Annotated in this window: 7 protein-coding genes, 1 tRNA gene and 2 pseudogenes; all 10 read left to right on the top strand. The window is 46.4% G+C overall.

Annotation, left to right across the window (positions count from 1 at the left end; translation table 11 throughout):
* Positions 1 to 11: 11 nt before the first annotated feature.
* The 10 genes and pseudogenes from FEF09_RS21950 to FEF09_RS22000 all read left to right on the top strand — a co-directional run bounded on the left by FEF09_RS21950 (position 12) and on the right by FEF09_RS22000 (position 16950).
* On the top strand, positions 12 to 656 hold the full coding sequence (locus tag FEF09_RS21950; protein ID WP_146307094.1) for an RNA polymerase sigma factor: 645 nt from the start codon (positions 12 to 14) through the stop codon (positions 654 to 656).
* A 75-nt stretch (positions 657 to 731) separates the two neighbouring features.
* The gene (locus FEF09_RS21955) at positions 732 to 1949 is read left to right on the top strand and encodes a FecR family protein (protein ID WP_186774455.1); all 1218 of its coding nucleotides are present in this window, start codon (positions 732 to 734) and stop codon (positions 1947 to 1949) included.
* A gap of 296 nt (positions 1950 to 2245) precedes the next feature.
* Positions 2246 to 4681, top strand: coding sequence for a SusC/RagA family TonB-linked outer membrane protein (locus FEF09_RS21960; RefSeq protein WP_186774456.1), 2436 nt, complete (start codon positions 2246 to 2248; stop codon positions 4679 to 4681).
* 143 nt (positions 4682 to 4824) lie between these two features.
* Positions 4825 to 5493 carry a hypothetical protein gene (locus FEF09_RS21965; protein WP_146307097.1) on the top strand — a complete coding sequence of 223 codons (669 nt, stop codon included), beginning with the start codon at positions 4825 to 4827 and terminating at the stop codon, positions 5491 to 5493.
* Positions 5494 to 5504: 11 nt separating this feature from the next.
* Positions 5505 to 6950, top strand: coding sequence for a RagB/SusD family nutrient uptake outer membrane protein (locus FEF09_RS21970; RefSeq protein WP_146307098.1), 1446 nt, complete (start codon positions 5505 to 5507; stop codon positions 6948 to 6950).
* A 75-nt stretch (positions 6951 to 7025) separates the two neighbouring features.
* Positions 7026 to 9566 (top strand): zinc-dependent metalloprotease, encoded by a 2541-nt coding sequence (locus tag FEF09_RS21975; protein WP_146307099.1) that lies wholly within the window; start codon positions 7026 to 7028, stop codon positions 9564 to 9566.
* A 334-nt stretch (positions 9567 to 9900) separates the two neighbouring features.
* Positions 9901 to 13077 carry an Ig-like domain-containing protein gene (locus tag FEF09_RS21980; protein WP_146307100.1) on the top strand — a complete coding sequence of 1059 codons (3177 nt, stop codon included), beginning with the start codon at positions 9901 to 9903 and terminating at the stop codon, positions 13075 to 13077.
* 452 nt (positions 13078 to 13529) lie between these two features.
* Positions 13530 to 14486: pseudogene (locus tag FEF09_RS34895) on the top strand (PQQ-dependent sugar dehydrogenase); the annotation flags it as partial.
* A 45-nt stretch (positions 14487 to 14531) separates the two neighbouring features.
* Positions 14532 to 16767, top strand: a pseudogene (locus FEF09_RS34900) (T9SS type A sorting domain-containing protein); the annotation flags it as partial.
* A 110-nt stretch (positions 16768 to 16877) separates the two neighbouring features.
* Positions 16878 to 16950 (top strand) — tRNA-Lys (locus FEF09_RS22000).
* Positions 16951 to 17992 lie beyond the last annotated feature (1042 nt).

The following is a 17992-nucleotide window of genomic DNA, read 5'->3' on the forward strand; positions in this document are numbered from 1 at the left end:
AACGGTTATATTTGTGGCTTACTCCTTTACCATTATTTTCATTGTCAGCGCTTAATGTTCATATACATATAACGGAAGAAGAGGAAAGAAATCTACTCAGTAATGTTGCGGAAGGTGACTGGCAGGCATTCACGCGCCTTTATGATGCCTATTCTCCGCTTATTATACATTATCTGCAGGTTTATCTGACTGACAAACATGACGTGGAGGAAATCGGTCAGGAAGTATTCCTGAAAGTCTGGAAGAAACGGGAAATACTTATCACAGTACGTTCTTTTAAGAACTATGTATTTATCATGGCCCGGAATGCATTGAATGACTTTCTGAAGGCCCGGAATGCATTGCTCCAGAAACAGGCCGGCTATAGCAAAGACTACGTTTTGCCACACTACAGTGCTGATGACAAACTGATCACAGATCAGTATGAATCTATTGCCCGCTCCGGGCTGGATCTGTTGTCGGAAAAACAGCGCCGTATTTTCCTGCTGCGTACACGCGATGAAATGACTATTCAGGAAATCGCGGATGCGGAGGGTATGTCTGTAGGTGGTGTTCACAAATCTTTGCAGCAATCTACCCAACAGCTAAAAGACTATCTGGCCCGCAATGGTATTAGTTTTACCCTTCTTCTGCTGATACTTTTCTTCCAGCCCTGAGATTTTTTTTAAAATTTTTTACTGTCCTGGTGAAAATTCGGAATTAAGAACCGTCTTTACCTATATATGTCATATATGAATATAACTGAAGCCATCACTATTGTGACAAAACTGGCGGAGGGGACCCCGGTCAGCGAGGAACGCGTAGCCGCTTTCAGGCTATGGACCCTGACTGAAGCAACAGACGCAGAGTTACAGGAGCTTGCGCGTGCGCATGAAGCAGTGCTGATGGACATGCAGGAGATACCTGTGTATGATAACCGGGAGATTGTCAATAATATATATAGCCGGCTGACGGCCTACTATCAGGAAGAAACAACAGCATTGGCAGCAGTAACGGGACAGGACGATAACATCCGGAAGATCAGGGGACGTAATTACTGGTGGGCCGCAGCGGCTTCTCTTCTTTTACTGGGAGGCGGCACTGCCGTATGGATGATACGTACACAGCGACCACAACCGGCTGTGATAGTACAAAATACCATGCTTACACCCGGTAGCAATAAAGCGGTACTAACGCTGGCTAACGGACAGCAGATCATATTAGATAACGCCGAAAAAGGCACTATTGCCGAATCAGGAGGCGTCTCAGTAATTAAAGCAGATAGCGGCGCTATCGCTTACAGTGGATCAGGGGACAACATACAATACCACACGCTGTCTACGCCGAAAGGCGGACAGTTCCAGCTAACATTACCAGACGGATCGCATGTATGGCTGAATGCAGCTTCATCTATCCGTTATCCGACCGCATTCAGGGGGGCTGAAAGAAATGTGGAACTTACCGGAGAAGGCTATTTTGAGATAGCCCCAAACGCCGCCCAACCTTTTACTGTTAAAACCGGCAAACTGGACGTACATGTATTGGGGACAGGATTTAACATTATGGCTTATGCCGATGAAAATGCTGTACGTACAACGCTGGTGAGCGGATCTGTAAAGGTTGCGGCAGGCGCAACAACAACCATACTGACACCCGGTACACAGGCCAGTCTGCCAGCAGGTGCCAGCAATTTCTCCATCAGCAAACCGGATCTGGATGAGGTACTGGCGTGGAAAAACGGACAGTTCCGTTTCAGCAGAACCAACATCAGACAGATCATGCGGCAGGTATCCAGATGGTACGACGTAGAAATCAGTTACGAGGGGAACGTAGACAATATAGAATTTCAGGGTATTCTGTCCCGCAAAGTAACGGCACAGGCATTACTGGAAACAATCGCAGCAACAGGAGAAGTACATTTCCGGATAACAGGGAATCATATCAGCGTCATACCCGGTGCTGAAAAATAAACAGGGAACAAAACAACCGAAACGAATCGCTCATTAAACATCAACAACCAACCAAACGCATATGTAGTAGAAACAGCAAACAAGCAACAACCAAAAATCAGCAAACAAGAAAACAGCAGTTGTAGGTCCTGATACTAAAATAGTGAGGACCCCAGTTGCACCTGGGGCCCTCCTGTGCGGGCTACTTCCAAATGTCTCTTACGTCATTTAATCAGTAAATCCCTAAATGTACAAGTATGAACAACATTGTACCTGGCAAAGGTATGCCAATTCCTTTTTCCAAATTATTTATGATTATGAAGCTAATCATTCCGTTGATACTCGTGGCTGTGTTGCATGTAAGCGGCGCCAGTTATGGCCAGAAGGTCACGATCAACAAAAAGAAGGCGGCATTCACTGATATTTTCAAGGCTATCAGTGAACAGACAGGGCGTGAGTTTATCGCTAATCCGAGCCTGCTGGCCAACACGATGCCGGTAGACGTGAACGTAAAAAATAAAGATATCAGCGAGTTCTTACCCGACCTCCTGAATAAACAGGGATTGGCTTATGCCGTGGTGAATAATGTCATTGTCATCACAAAAGATCCCAAACGCCTCACCATTGCACCAGCGGCACTGGTAGTGGCTCCCGATCCTCCAAAGGTTGTTAAAGGCTGGATAGCCGATCTGAATGGTATACGGCTGCCGGGAGCAACTGTAGCCTTGAAAGGAACAAGTAAAGGTACTACTACAGATGGTAATGGCTATTTTGAGATACGCAGCGAACTGGCCGGCGATAGTGCGGAACTGGTAGTTACTTATACCGGCTATATGACGAGAGTTGCGCGTATCCGCTATTTCATTCCCACAATGATCGTACTCAGACCTTCAACCAGCGAACTGGATCAGGTACAGGTGATCGCATATGGTACTACTACCAAACGTTTCAGTACCGGTAACGTGGCAACTGTTACTGCTGCGGAAATTGAAAGAAGCCCTGTCAGCAACCCTTTATTAGCCTTAGCAGGACGCGTTTCAGGGCTTGTGATCAATCAGGTGAATGGGTTGCCAGGTGGCGCAGTCAATGTACAGTTAAGAGGATTTAACTCTATTTCCGGTGGTACCGCGCCTTTATATATTATCGATGGTGTGCCTTTCAAGGGCGGTACTTATGGCTCTATCAACAACTCACTGGATGGCGGTAATCTGATGGACTTTGTAAACCCTGCTGATATCGCCAGTGTGGATGTACTGAAAGATGCAGATGCTACTTCTATTTATGGTTCACGCGGCGCAAACGGCGTTATCCTGATCACTACTAAAAAAGGAAAACCCGGACGTATGCGTTCCAACGTAACGGCATATACCGGTATCAGCAAAGTAACCCGTATGCCGGAGTACCTGAATCTGCAGGAATATCTGCAGATGCGCAGAGAAGCGCTGGCTAATGATGGCGTACGTCCTGGTCCGGCGGACTATGATATAAACGGTACCTGGGATACAACCAGGTATACTAACTGGCAGGAACGTATAATGGGTGGTAGTGCGCACGTCTCAGATATACAGGGAAGCGTATCCGGCGGTAATAACCAGGTACAATACCTTGTTGGCGGTGGTTATCACAGAGAGAGTCCGGTAATGCCAACAGACGGATCTGTAAGAAAAGGTTCCGCTCATTTTAACATCACCGGTACCAGTGACGATAATAAATTCTCCGTGAATGCAGGCGCTTACTATGTATCCAGTAACAATGACATCCCTCCTATCGATCCGACAGGATCAGTGAGAGATCTGGCTCCCAATGCACCTGAGCCCTTCAATCCCGATGGTACGCTGAACTGGGAGAACGGGACTTTTGGTAATCCATTTTCTTCACTGCTGCAACCTTATCTGGGACGTAGTAATAACGTGAACGGAAACATCACCCTGAGTTACAGACCGATCAAAGGATTAGATATCAAACTGGCAGGCGGTTATCAGAACACGGCAATCAAAGAATATACCGGCTCTCCATTATACATCATCAATCCTTACCTGACCGGTATAAAAAATGCTTCCGCCCGTTATAGTACCAACAACTACAACATATGGAATATAGAACCACAACTCACTTATAATTTCCGTTTGGGCAAAGGTAATGTAGAGACATTACTAGGGGAAACATTCAGACATGAACTGAATGAGTCGCTGACACAATTCGGTTCCAACTATGTCAGTGATGCGCTGCTGAAGAATCCGGCAGCAGCAGCTACCTTGACCAATGAAAGCAGCGGGATAGCAGAGAACGCTTACAATGCCACATTTGGCAGGATAAAATATACGTGGGACAGTAAATACATCCTGACGCTGAATGGCCGCTATGATGGTTCCAGCCGTTTTGGTCCGGCGAACAGGTTCCACTTCTTTTGGTCAGCCGGTGGCGCATGGATATTTACCCAGGAGAAAGCGGTAAAAGAACTGTTGCCATTCCTGAGCTTTGGTAAACTGAGAGGTAGTTATGGTACGACGGGTAATGACGCTGCGGGCGATTATGCGTTCCTGGACCTGTATCGCTCTATTTCTAACCCTATCAGGGTTCCAATGGTTTACAGCCGCAGGCCTTATTTAATGCCGCTTTACAGTGGGAGGCCACCCGTAAGATTGAGGGTGCGATCGACCTCGGTTTCCTGGAAGACAAGATCCTTGTTACTGCCAGCTACTATACTAACCGCAGCAACAACCAGTTACAGAATCTGCCTTTATCCGCAGTAACCGGATTTAGTTCTATCAGACAGAACATACCGGCAGTTATCAGTAATAACGGATGGGAATTTGAGCTGCGTACCACCAACGTCAAAACCAAAGATTTTGACTGGAGCACCTCGCTGAACGTTGCCTTACCACGTAACAAACTGGTGTCTTATCCGGGCGTAGGACCAGATGATCCTACTTTTATCCTTGGCAGACCACTGGGTACGATCAGGGTATATGAGTATGCGGGAGTTGATCCACAGACAGGCGTGTACACATTCTATGATAAGGATCGTAAGAAAGTGACCTCGCCGGTAGACAGAACGGGACTAGTAGATCCTGTAACGATCAAATACTATGGAGGGTTCCAGAACAGTCTGCGTTATAAAGGCTGGACAGCTGATTTCCTGTTCCAGTTCGAGGACCATACCGTGAAGAATCCTTTACTCAATGGCAGCTATCCTCCCGGTTTTCAGGGCAATCAGTTGAAAAGCCGCGCACTGGGGCGTTGGCAGAAACCTGGCGATGTAACTGATATTCCAAAATATACGCAAGGTTTGCTTGGCTTCCTGCCATGGGCTTTATATGGTAAGAACAGCGACCTGGCTTATTCAAGGGTAGCTTTTCTCCGCCTGAAAAATGTGTCCATTGCATATCAGCTGCCGGCCACGCTGATGAAGAAACTGCGTCTGCAGCAGGTATCTCTTTTTGCACAGGGACAGAATCTGCTGACATTCTCTAAAAAAGAATTCAGTGACTTCGATCCGGAATCAGATGCAATCAACTTCGGACCATTGAAAACATTCACCGGCGGTATTAAAGTAAACCTCTAAAAAGCAACAACATGACATTATCATATCAACTACTCCGTTCACTGTTTGCAGGTCTTACACTGGGTTTGTTAATGACAGCCAGTTGCAAGAAAGCCCTGGAAATAGATCCGCCCAGCACACAGATCGTAAGTTCGCAGGCCTTTGTGAATGACATGTCTGCCACTTCTGTAATGACCGGTATGTACAGTAACATCATGAGCGGTAATCTGAACTTTGTATCCGGCAACAGAAGTATTACCATGCGCGAATCACTGGCATCTGATGAACTGGTGAATTACCTGCCTGCTTCACAGGACGCTACGCTACAGGAATTTTATACCAATACATACAACATTGCCAATCCCTATTTCTGGAATGAATTCTATCAACGTATCTACACCTGTAATGCCACTATTGAAGGCGTTACTGCATCCACCGGTGTATCAGATGCGGTGAGAAGACAACTGGTTGGAGAAGCAAAATTCTTTCGTGCCTTTATCTATTTCTACGCTGTGAACACTTATGGTGATGTGCCGCTGGCACTGACCACTGATTACAGGATCAACAACACGCTGTCTCGTGCACCTAAAACACAGGTGTATGAGCAGATTGTTGCGGACCTGAAAGATGCAGAGTCGCTGATGGGTAATGATTACTATAAAGGCATTACAGCGGGTACAACCGAAAGAGCAAGGCCGAATAAGGCTGCAGCCAGCGCTTTACTGGCCAGAGTCTATCTCTATATGGAACAGTGGGCGAATGCGGAAGCAGCAGCGACCAGTGTGATCAACAATGGTACCTATTCCCTTGAAACGGATCTGAACAGGGTATTCATCAGCACAAGTAAAGAAGCGATCTGGTATTTACAGACAGTACTGGCTACTAACTATTCTACTTTCGACGGACAATTTTTTATGCTGACCAAGGTAGCGCCAGGTACCAGCTCACAGAGTGCTACAGCGATCCGTCTTTCTTTCTTTAATAGTTTTGAACAGGGAGACGCCCGCCGTACAAACTGGATAGATACGTTTACGGTGAATAACACCGATTACTATTTCCCTTTCAAATACCAGAAGAACCTGAGTACTACGCCCGAGGCGCTGCTCGTATTACGCCTTGCAGAGCAGTATCTGATACGCGCCGAAGCAAGAGCGCATCTGGGGAATATCACAGGGGCAAACAGTGCGGCATCAGATATCAACATGATCCGCAGCAGAGCCGGACTGGGAGATACGCAGGCGGCAAATCAACCGGATATGCTGAAGGTGGTAGCCGCAGAGCGCAGATCAGAACTGTTTGCAGAATGGGGACACCGCTGGTTTGACCTGATACGTACAGACAAGGTAGATTCTATTATGACGGTACTCACGCCACAGAAAGGAGGAGTATGGAACAGCAATTATAAAATCCTGCCTATTCCGTACAGTGAGACGCAGCTCAATACGAATCTGAAACAGAATCCGGGGTATGCCAATTAATCACAACACAGTCTTTACCATAACCCTCCCATAAAGGGAACATGCCATCATCACAGTAAATTAGTATTCATTACAATGAAATCAGCAACAACCCATGTTTTGCTTGGGGCATTGTGTGCCCTGACGGCAGCAGTACCAGCAAGCGCACAGAAGCATCAGAAGGGAAAAGATACTGCGACGCCCAACAAAGACAGTGTGGCGGCAGCACTGGCAAAAGTGGCCTTTCCGGCGAAGCAGGAAGCACTGAAGCCTTACAGGGAGGTCATTCCTGCGAATGCGATCACCAGCAATGGTTTATTCAAGGTGCATAAGTCGGCCGACAAGTATTACTTTGAAATACCAGACTCACTGCTGGGCAGGGACCTGCTGGTTGTCAGCAGAATTTCCAAAGGTTCTTCAGATTACCGTCCGATGATACTGCCTACTTATGCAGGCGATCAGATCGGTGAAAAGGTGATCCGTTTTGAGAAAAGCACGGGCAATAAAATATTCCTGCAAACCATCTCTTACAGAGAAAGAGCGGCGGATAGTTCTTCCAATGGCCTGTACCGTTCCCTGATGAACAATAATCTGCAACCGATACAGGCGGCATTTGCTGTAAAGGCGGTGAATGACAGCAGTAAAAGCAGCGTGATCGAAATGACGGACTATCTGAACAATGATAATTCTGTCTTCTTCTTTGACGCAGGCGCCAAAGCATTGGGCGGGCTGAATATGATGGCGGCGGATCGTTCTTACATCGGAGATGTACATGCTTATCCGATGAACATAGAGATCAAGAGTGTGCGTACTTATACCGGCCGGCCTATGCCGGTTACGAATGAAGTGAAAACGTACAGTTTTGAGCTGAACAGCTCAATTGTATTGTTGCCTTCTATTCCGATGCAATCAAGATTTTTTGATCCGAGGGTTGGATTCTTTGCAGATGAATATATTGACTTTGATGCGAATCCACAGGGTATAAAAACTGAAAGTCTGATCTGGAAATGGCGATTGGAACCACGCAGGGAAGATATTGAAAAATACAAACGCGGCGAGCTGGTTACACCAGAGAAACCGATCATTATTTACATTGATCCACTAACGCCAAAGAAGTGGGTGCCTTATCTTATTGCCGGCGTAAACGACTGGCAGGCAGCATTTGAGGCAGCGGGTTTCAAAGATGCCATCATTGCCAAAGAAGCACCCGCAGATGACAGCACCTGGAGCATAGAAGATGCGCGTCATTCCGTATTGGTATACAAACCATCTTCTATGGCCAATGCAATGGGACCAAGCATTAAAGATCCCCGCACCGGTGAAATACTGGAAACGCATATCAACTGGTATCACAATGTGATGGATATGCTGTACAAGTGGTATTTCATTCAGGCGGGTGCGATCGATAAGAGAGCACAGGCGCCGCAACTGCCGGATGATTTAATGGGAGAACTGATCCGTTTTGTGTCTTCACATGAAGTAGGGCATACACTGGGTCTGCGTCATAACTGGGGGGCTTCTTCGACAGTGCCGGTAGACAGTTTGCGTAGCAAACGCTGGGTAGAAGAAAATGGTCATACACCTTCGATTATGGACTATGCCCGTTTCAACTATGTGGCACAGCCGGAAGATAACATAGGTCCGAAAGGTATTTTCCCACGCATCGGTGCTTATGACAAATGGGCGATTGAATGGGCATACCGCGTATTACCAGATACGAAGTCACCAGTAGAAGAAACCCCATCATTAAACAAAATGGTGATGGCAAAACTGGCCTCCGGTAAACAGTACTTCTTTGGTATTGAGCGGGTGCCATGGGAAGCAGCCACACATTATGATCCACGTAATCAGAGAGAAGACCTTGGAGATGATGCGATGAAGGCAGGTGCTTATGGTATCGCCAATCTGAAGCGGATAGAAAAACATCTCATGGACTGGACCCGTCAACCGAATGAGGACTACAGCAAGGCCGGTGAGATGTACAATGAACTGGTAAAACAGTTTGATCTGTATATGGGTCATGCGGCGGCTAATATCGGTGGTATATTGACAACACCGAAAACAGTAGAACAAGCCGGACCAGTATACGAATTCCCTGCAAAAAGCAAACAACAGCGTGCAATGGCATTCCTGCAGGAGCAGTTGTTCACGACGCCGATGTGGCTGAATGACACACAATTGGCAGGACTGACAAAAACCAGTTTTGCGGTTGTGACCAATGTACAGAAAAAGGTGTTGTTTCAGTTATTGAGTCCTGATGTACTGGACCGCCTGTCATTGCAGGAGAATGTGGAAGGGGCGAATGCTTATACGACTGCACAGTTTTTACGGGAACTGAAACAGGGTATTTTTTCAGAACTCGCTGCACATAAAACGATCGATACTTATCGTCGTGGATTACAGCGTGTATATGTGGAAAGACTGCTCATGATGATAACACCGGGTCCACAGAACCCGCTGATGCCTTCAACGGCGCTGAGCAAAGACGGAGATGCGCTGCCGCAGATCAAAGCCCATGCAAAAGCATTGGCGGATAGTATCAGGGCAGCAGTTCCGCAGACCAGTGATGAGATGACACGCAGTCATCTGCAGGATCTTTACGACAGGCTTGATAATGGGTTACATCCCAGAAAATAGATATGGTAAACGAGTATACTGAGCTCTATTTTAAAACTGTAAACGTGCGATATCTATCGCGCGTTTTTTGTTTATATACAAGTGGCTTTATATCAATATTCAATCCTGGAGATTACCTGTTATTATATGACTGCTGCGTTATTGCGGCTATCTGTTACCGTCGTGTATTTTCGACTAAAAGGATTACTTATTGTGCCTTATTATGCTTAAATTCGTATAGCAAACAGCGGCTTTTTGAGCCCCTATGAATCCACCCTCCTCCATGTTATGAAAAGTGTTATCCTGTACCGAAAAATTTTAGATACCACGTTCACGTTACCTTAAAATTGACCAAATGAAGAACCCGGTTTACCCAAACAACAAGGTGAAAAAGAGTCCATGGCTTGCAACTGTGCTCTGTCTTTCACTCTTACCAGTTTCCACGTATGCCCAGCGAACCCTCGTCTGGGAAGAAAGTTTTACCAGCTCAACCCTTAATGCGCAGACATGGACCTATGAAACAGGTGATGGCTGTGCCAAGGGCAATTGTGGCTGGGGCAATGCGGAGTTGGAGTACTACACCAACCGCACAGAAAATGTCAGAATTGAAAACGGTCACCTGGTGATCGAAGCACGACGGGAGGATATGGGCGGCAAGCCTTTTACTTCCGGTCGTATCAAAACAGCCGGCAGGGTAACCTTCCGCTACGGCTCACTGGAAGCACGCATTAAAGTACCGAAGGTCGGGAACGGTCTTTGGCCTGCTTTCTGGTTGCTGGGCGCTACAGGTGGTACCTGGCCGCACAACGGTGAAGTAGACATCCTCGAAATGGGTTTTGCGGGCGCTATTGCGGCGGGCAGACCAAACAACACACTGAGTGCAGCTACTCACTGGTGGACAGAAAATCCGGGGGGCTATACCGGTCATGCCACCTATGCAAAAGACACCGTGGCTACGGGCGTTGACCTGAGCGACGACTATCATCTGTACAAGCTGGAATGGGACCCGCAGTTCCTGACTATTTACCTTGACAATAGTCCCTTTTACAAAATAGGGATTAGCGGTGGCAACGGATTTGAAGCCTTTCACAATCCGTTTTACATACTGCTGAACCTTGCTGTAGGCGGTAACTATCCCGGTATTCATTCCGCGGCAGGGATCACGGCTCCCCTACCCGGACGTATGGAAGTAGATTACATCAGACTGTATCAGGACCGGTCGCAGGGAGAAGAACTGATACTGGCTAGTAACAATGCACCTGAGGGCAATTATGGCATTTTCACTGACAATACTACTGTCAGCGACAGAGTTGCTTTTGGTCAGGGTGCTAACCTGTATCTATGGAACAACATCACCAACATCACCTCTCCTGCCCCTGCACCGTTTGAGGGTAGCAATGTATGGGCATTTCATGCCAATGCCGGTGCGTGGTATGGACTTGGTGTAGCCAATGATGTAAAAAATATGAGCAACTATGCAGGCGGTAGTCTGAAGTTCCATATGAAGACCAGTTCCACGGCAGTATTTAAAGTAGGTATTGCTTCGGATGGCGGGGAAGGCTGGATCAATTTCAACGGCAGCAATGAGCATGGTCTGGTCAGAGACGGACAATGGCATGAGGTCACGATTCCGGTCAGCGAATTTGGTGCGTTGGATCTGATGCAGGTTACACAGCTGTTTATGTTCTCCGGCGATGCACCGGCAGCAGCAGCTGACTTCTATTTCGACAACATTTATTACACCGGAGGCGTATCTGCGAATCCGGCACCGAAGGTTGCTATCACGAATATTGCAAATGAGGCGGTGTATACCACGCCTGCCGCTATTGCGATACAAACTAATGCCAGTGACCCGAATGGCAGCATCAGCAAAGTGGATTTCTATAATGGCGCCTATTATCTGGGTACCACTACCAATGCTCCGTTTAATTACACATGGAATACTTCTACACAGGGTATTTACAAACTGATCGCCAAAGCGACAGACAATCAGAATAAGATGACCACTTCGCAGCCGGTGACAGTACTGGTAGCTGCACCCGGCAATACGGCGCCGCAGATCAGTATCACCTCCCCTACGGCTAGTACACCCTACCGGAAGCCGGCTAAAGTAGTGATCAATACGAACGTCAACGACAATGGTATCATCTACAAAGTGGAATTCTTTAACGGTAGTACATTACTGGCGACGCTGACACAACCACCATATAATTATACGTGGGAGAACGTTCCGCAGGGTACGTATACGATCACTGCGAAAGCAACAGATAATGGTAAACTGAGTACTACGTCAGCACCGGTGACTATCACCGTACAGGATAATAAGATCCTTTCCAGCAAGTATGGTATCTATAGTGAAGATGCTTCTATCACTGAAAAAATGACCTACGGACTGGATGCCAATCTGTATATCTGGAATAATCTGGCGACTATCAGCGGTGCGGCACCGTATGAGGGTTCACAGGTAATAGGTGTTACAGCAGCGGCAGGCAGCTGGTTTGGTCTGGGTGTGGCACATGATGTACGCGACCTGACGCATTTTGCCAACGGGTCATTGAAGTTCCACTTTAAAACGTCTTATCAGGGACAATTCCGTTTCAGTATTATTTCACAGAACGGTGAGCAGGTTATCAATTTTGCAGCCGGCGAACAGAAACTGGGATTGCTCAGAGATGGCCAATGGCATGAAGTGACGATTCCTGTGAGTTCGCTGACCAATGTGGACCTGACGACGATGTCGCAGGCATTTACCTTCTCCGGAGATGCACCGGCAGCAGCGGCGAGCTTCTATATAGATAACATCTATTACGTTACATCAGATCCTCCGGTTACACAGACCAATCTGGCATTGAACAAACCTACACGTACTACTTCCATCGAGAATATTGCTATGGAAGGAAAGTATGCGGTAGATGGCAATATCAATACCCGCTGGTCCAGTGGTTTTGGAGATCCACAGTCCATCCGTGTTGATCTGGGTGCTGATTATGATATCAACCGGGTGAAGATCACCTGGGAAACGGCGGCTGGAAAAGACTACGTAATACAGGTCTCTAATGATACGATCAACTGGACGCCATTGCGCACGGTGACCAACAACAGTACACTGGTGAATGAGTTTACCGGTCTGACAGGACATGGGCGTTATCTGCGTATATATGGTACAGCAAGAACAACGGTGTATGGTTATTCCATTTTTGAGCTGGAGGCATATGGCAGTCTGCGTACAGGAGCTGCTTTACTCGCCAGTTCAGCACCAGTGAAACAGGCTGCTGCTACGAACTGGAAAGCAACCTTGTATCCTAATCCGGTAGTCAATGACAGGGTTCAATTACTGAGCAATGAAGCAGTCAGACAGGCAAGAGTGGTAGATCTCAACGGCCGTACGTGGTCTACACAGCAATTGTCGCAGGAAGGCAAGGTATCGTCTACCTACAGTGTAGATGTAAGTCGTTTACCAGCAGGCGTTTACTTCATTCAGTTGAAGAACAGCGCACAGCAAACATTGCTGCTGAAATTTATTAAACAATAAATATCAACTACTTAAACAGCCAGTACGTTTAAGTGTCTCCGTTAGACACACGTACTGGCTATTTTTTAAGATAGTATTTGAGCGCCAGTGCGTACTTGTATAAGTACAACATAAAAATAATATGAGTAATCACTAGAAGTATCCAATAATGTTTGTAAATTTCATCGTTAAATTTTTTTGAAAACCTTATCCCACTTTTTGATCAACGTCACTCCCTTTGGACTTAGCATCTACAAAACAACAATTTAAAAAACCTGGGAAACCTAGTATTCAACAAAAAACCATTTAAGACAATGAAGAAAAACCTGCTGCTTACATTTCACAAGCGGTTCTTTACAGCCTGCTTTGGAATTGCCTTGCTCGCAGCGAGCACTGACCGTGCCTACAGCCAGGTGCCTACTGGCTTTACTCTGAAAAAGTTAACTGACAATTCTATCGTTGAAGCTACTGCTATGGCGCATGCCGCCGATGGCAGAATATTCATGGCTGAACGTGGAGGTAAGGTTAAAGTTTATCAGAACGGAACCGTATCTACCGTGTATACCACTCAAACAGTAACCGATGCAGAACAGGGTTTACTGGGTATCACATTGCACCCTCAATTCACCAGCAATGGTCGTTGTTACATTTTCTATACCAATAAAGAAATGACGCGCCATTATCTGGACATCTTGTTTATCAACCAGTCTAACGGTGTTGATTCTGTCAGAAGAGTAATGGAATTTGATCCGATCATCAACGGCGCACACAATGGTGGTGCACTGTTGTTCCGCAAAGGTCTGCTGTATGTAGCGATCGGCGAGAGCAATGAGGCGATCGAATCTCCGAAACTGACTACTTACCGTGGTAAGATCCTGCGTCTGACGGAAGACGGACAACCAGCTCCGGGCAACCCTTATTATGACACCCCTAATGCCACCCGTCAGCAAAGAAGTATCTGGGCACGTGGTATGAGAAATCCATGGAGAATGTCTCTGGATCCTGTATCTCAGAGAATCTTTGTAGTGGACGTAGGCGGTGACTATGAAGAAATTAACGATGTTACCAATCCTGATCCTGCCAGAGGATACAACTATGGCTGGGATCAGAATCACAAGACGGGTTATCAGCAGGATACCACTGCTACTATCCCCGCGATCTATTTTTACGACCATAGTGAGACGAAAGGTGGATGTGCTATTACATCAGGCCTGTTCTTCAACCCTCCTGCTACCAATTATCCGCCACAGTATCTGAACAAGTTCTTCTTCTCAGACTGGTGTCGTGACTGGTACAGATTTGTTGATTTAAATGGTCTTACGCCTGCTTCTCAGTATACTGAGTTCTCTGCGAAGAACTTCACGAGAATACTGGGTACCAGCGTTGGTATAGATGGCAACATCTACTACATCGCATATGCAGGAGATGGCAGTCTGTACAGAGTTGAATACAATAACAATCAGGCACCATCTATCGTGAATCAGCCGGAAAATAAAACTGTCACAGCAGGAGACGCCGTGTCTTTCTCTGTAACAGCTTCCGGTGGCACACCATTATCCTTCCAGTGGCAGAAAAACGGCGTTAACATTGCCGGTGCAACTGCTGCTACTTATAGCATTGCACAGACCACACCTGCTGACTCAGGTCAGTATCGTTGTGTAGTGACCAATCCAATCAGCACCATCAACAGTAATCCTGCGAAACTGACTGTATTGCCATTCAATGCAAGACCGGTTCCGAAGATCCTTACACCAGCAGCTACTTTGACCTGGAATGTAGGTACTATTGTTAACTATTCTGCAACGGCTACCGATGCAGAAGATGGTACATTACCTGATTCAGCTTACACATGGGAGGCACGTTTCTATCATAAGGATACACCTACCAGTGAGCACTGGCATCCTGGTCCGACCTTGACCAAAGGGGTAAAATCAGGCAGCTTCACCGCTGACAACCTCGGTGAATCTTCTCCGAATATCTGGTTCAGACTGATGCTGACCGTGAAAGATTCTAACGGTCGTACCGGTGTAGACTCCGTTGATCTCTATCCGAATAAAGTACAGGTAACTGCTGCCAGCAATATCGCGGGTATCAGCCTTGTATTAGGTTCAAGAGAAGTGGCTCCGTTCACCAAAACAATGGTTGTAAACTCCCTGACTACACTGCAGGCAGTTACACCACAGTTGCTCGGTGACACCACCTACGATTTCGTATCATGGGCACATGGTGGTGATGCATTACAGTCCATCCGTGTACCAGCAAAGGATACTGTCTTCCGTGCTACCTACAAAGCAAGTGCTTCCCGTCAGAATCCATTCCCTGATCCGGCTGTACCTTCTACTATCCCGGGCAAGATCGAGATCGAAAACTTTGACTATGGCGGCGAAGGCATTGCTTATCACGATGCAAGCACTGCCAATCAGGGTAATCAATACCGTACCAATGAAGGCGTAGACCTCGAAAACTGCTCCGAAGGTGGTTTCAATATCGGTTATGTAAACAATGGCGAATGGCTGGAGTACACTGCCAACGTTACTGTTACCGGTAAATATACTTTCTCTGCCCGCATAGCAAATCCGGGTGCTGCCAAGACCTTCCATGTAGAAATGGATGGTACTGATATCACCGGCACTGTTACAGTACCGACAACAGGCGGTTTCCAGGCATGGCAGACCGTTTCCACTACGACCACACAGTCACTGCCTGCAGGTATACATGTGTTCCGTATCGTACTGGAAGCAAATGACTTCAACGTTAACTACTTCACTTTTGATCTGGCCATAGGTAACGCTCCGACTGTCAGCATCACTGCTCCTGTTAATGGAGAAACCTTTGTCAGCAATGCTGATATCCTGCTGAAAGCAAATGCTGCTGATTCAGATGGTAGCATCAGAAAAGTGAATTCTTCCAGGGCGCCACTAAACTCGGAGAAGATACGACTGCTCCTTACCAGTTCCTCTGGACAGGTGTTGCAACCGGCGCTTACAGCATCACTGCTAAAGCAACCGATAACACACAAATGACGACAAGCTCCGCTCCTGTTGCCATCAACGTTACCGCTGCTGCTGTTGAAAAAACAGTACCGGGACACATCGAAGCAGAAAGCTTTGACGCCATGTCCGGTATCCAGACAGAAGGTTGCGGAGATATCGGCGGTGGAGAAAACATCGGTTGGGTAGATACCGGCGACTGGATGGATTATTTTGTAAATGTTACCGCTGCTGGTAGCTATAATGTATCCTTCCGCGTAGCCAGCGCACCAGGTGGTGGTCAGCTGCAACTGCAATCAGGTGCCAACACCCTCACAACTGTCGATGTACCAGCTACAGGCGATGGCAGGCATGGAGCACTATCACCAAAACTGTGACCCTGACAGCAGGCAAACAGACATTGCGTGTATATGCTTCCCATGCAGATTTCAACCTGAACTGGATTGAGTTCGCCGCTACTACACAAGCTGCAAGAACAACAGCTGTGGTAGAACAGGAACCTTCTATCAGAATGTATCCTAACCCGGTTGTGAATCTGCTGACAGTAGGTAACGTGAAAGGCGATGGCTTATTCACTATCACCAACGTCGCTACTTCACAGACGATCATCATCAAGGCCACCAATGGTATACTTGACGTAAGCAAACTGACACAGGGTGTTTATATTCTTAAGTTCACCAATAATGGAAAACCTGTAACGAAGAAATTCGTGAAGATGTAAGTTTGATAAGGGTTTATAAGAAAAAGCTGCCTCGTATGAGGCAGCTTTTTTATTTTTTGTTTGGAGTTTATAAATATGTAACGTAATATTGCACCCCGTTCAACGGGAATGATTCCGTAGCTCAGTTGGTAGAGCAATACACTTTTAATGTATGGGTCCTGGGTTCGAGTCCCAGCGGGATCACAGAAAATTAGAAGCTTCAAGTTCAAGGACTTGGAGCTTTTCTATTTGAGGAGGTTTTTGCATAATGTTATTTATCAATCACTTTAAGAGTTGAGTGTTATTAGGGTTCTTAGTACTAAACAGTAACCGATCAACCAGCATTGTTTGCTTTTATAATCACAATATCTATACCTAATTATTGAACAGTTGTGGGAGTCTCTGTGATAACACTTCCATTGCTTTAATTGTTCGTTCAGGTGCAGTCAAATTGATCCAGATTAAATGTGCTGTTGGCACTGTCTAAACTGATACTATTTTAGTGTTAATGGTCTCTGTCCGATCCCCTGAGACAATGAAATAAATTCTATATTTAGACCCCGAATATCTACGACCTATATTTATGAAAGTATTTGAGTTATCCCGGCGCCCGAAGAATATCCTGCATATACAGCTGAGTATTGCAATGCTGATATTTATTTTACAGGCCTTTCCAATGTATTCGATACTTCATTTAAAGGTAATTAAAATATAAAGCGTAACTAAACATACATGCGGTTACTGAATCAACACTATGAATCAAAATACCATCACAATCTAAGAAGCCCGCCTGGATCATTACCGGTCTTACCATACTTTTGATGATCATCTGCGCGTTCGTCAGGGACAATGCGTTTAATAGCGATGTTATATGGCGTGTCTGCCGTTAAGTATAGGCTGGATCTGGAAATACAGGAAAACCATTTCGGAATTTAAAAAGAGGATAACAGAGAGGCTCACATGCTCACTGGTGGAGAATGGTTGGTAGGGCTGGCGATAACCAATACTAGTAGGTGTATTCTTCATGACTGTCAACCCGGACGTTGAGCTGATAACGGGGGAAAGGTAGCTGGAATATCCATGCTGCTCGTGATACCATTAACATTGCTCATGATTGCAGGTGTTTTTCCCGCCCTGGGAGCCGGATCAATGTATGGGGTGGTAGAACAGGCTTTTTGTTTTTTGTGGCCTCCTATCATGGTGCTCGCGGAAAACAGGTTGTTGGATAAAAGTCAGCCAAAGATCG

Source organism: Chitinophaga pinensis (assembly GCF_007896845.1).
Taxonomy (GTDB): Bacteria; Bacteroidota; Bacteroidia; order Chitinophagales; family Chitinophagaceae; genus Chitinophaga; species Chitinophaga pinensis_C.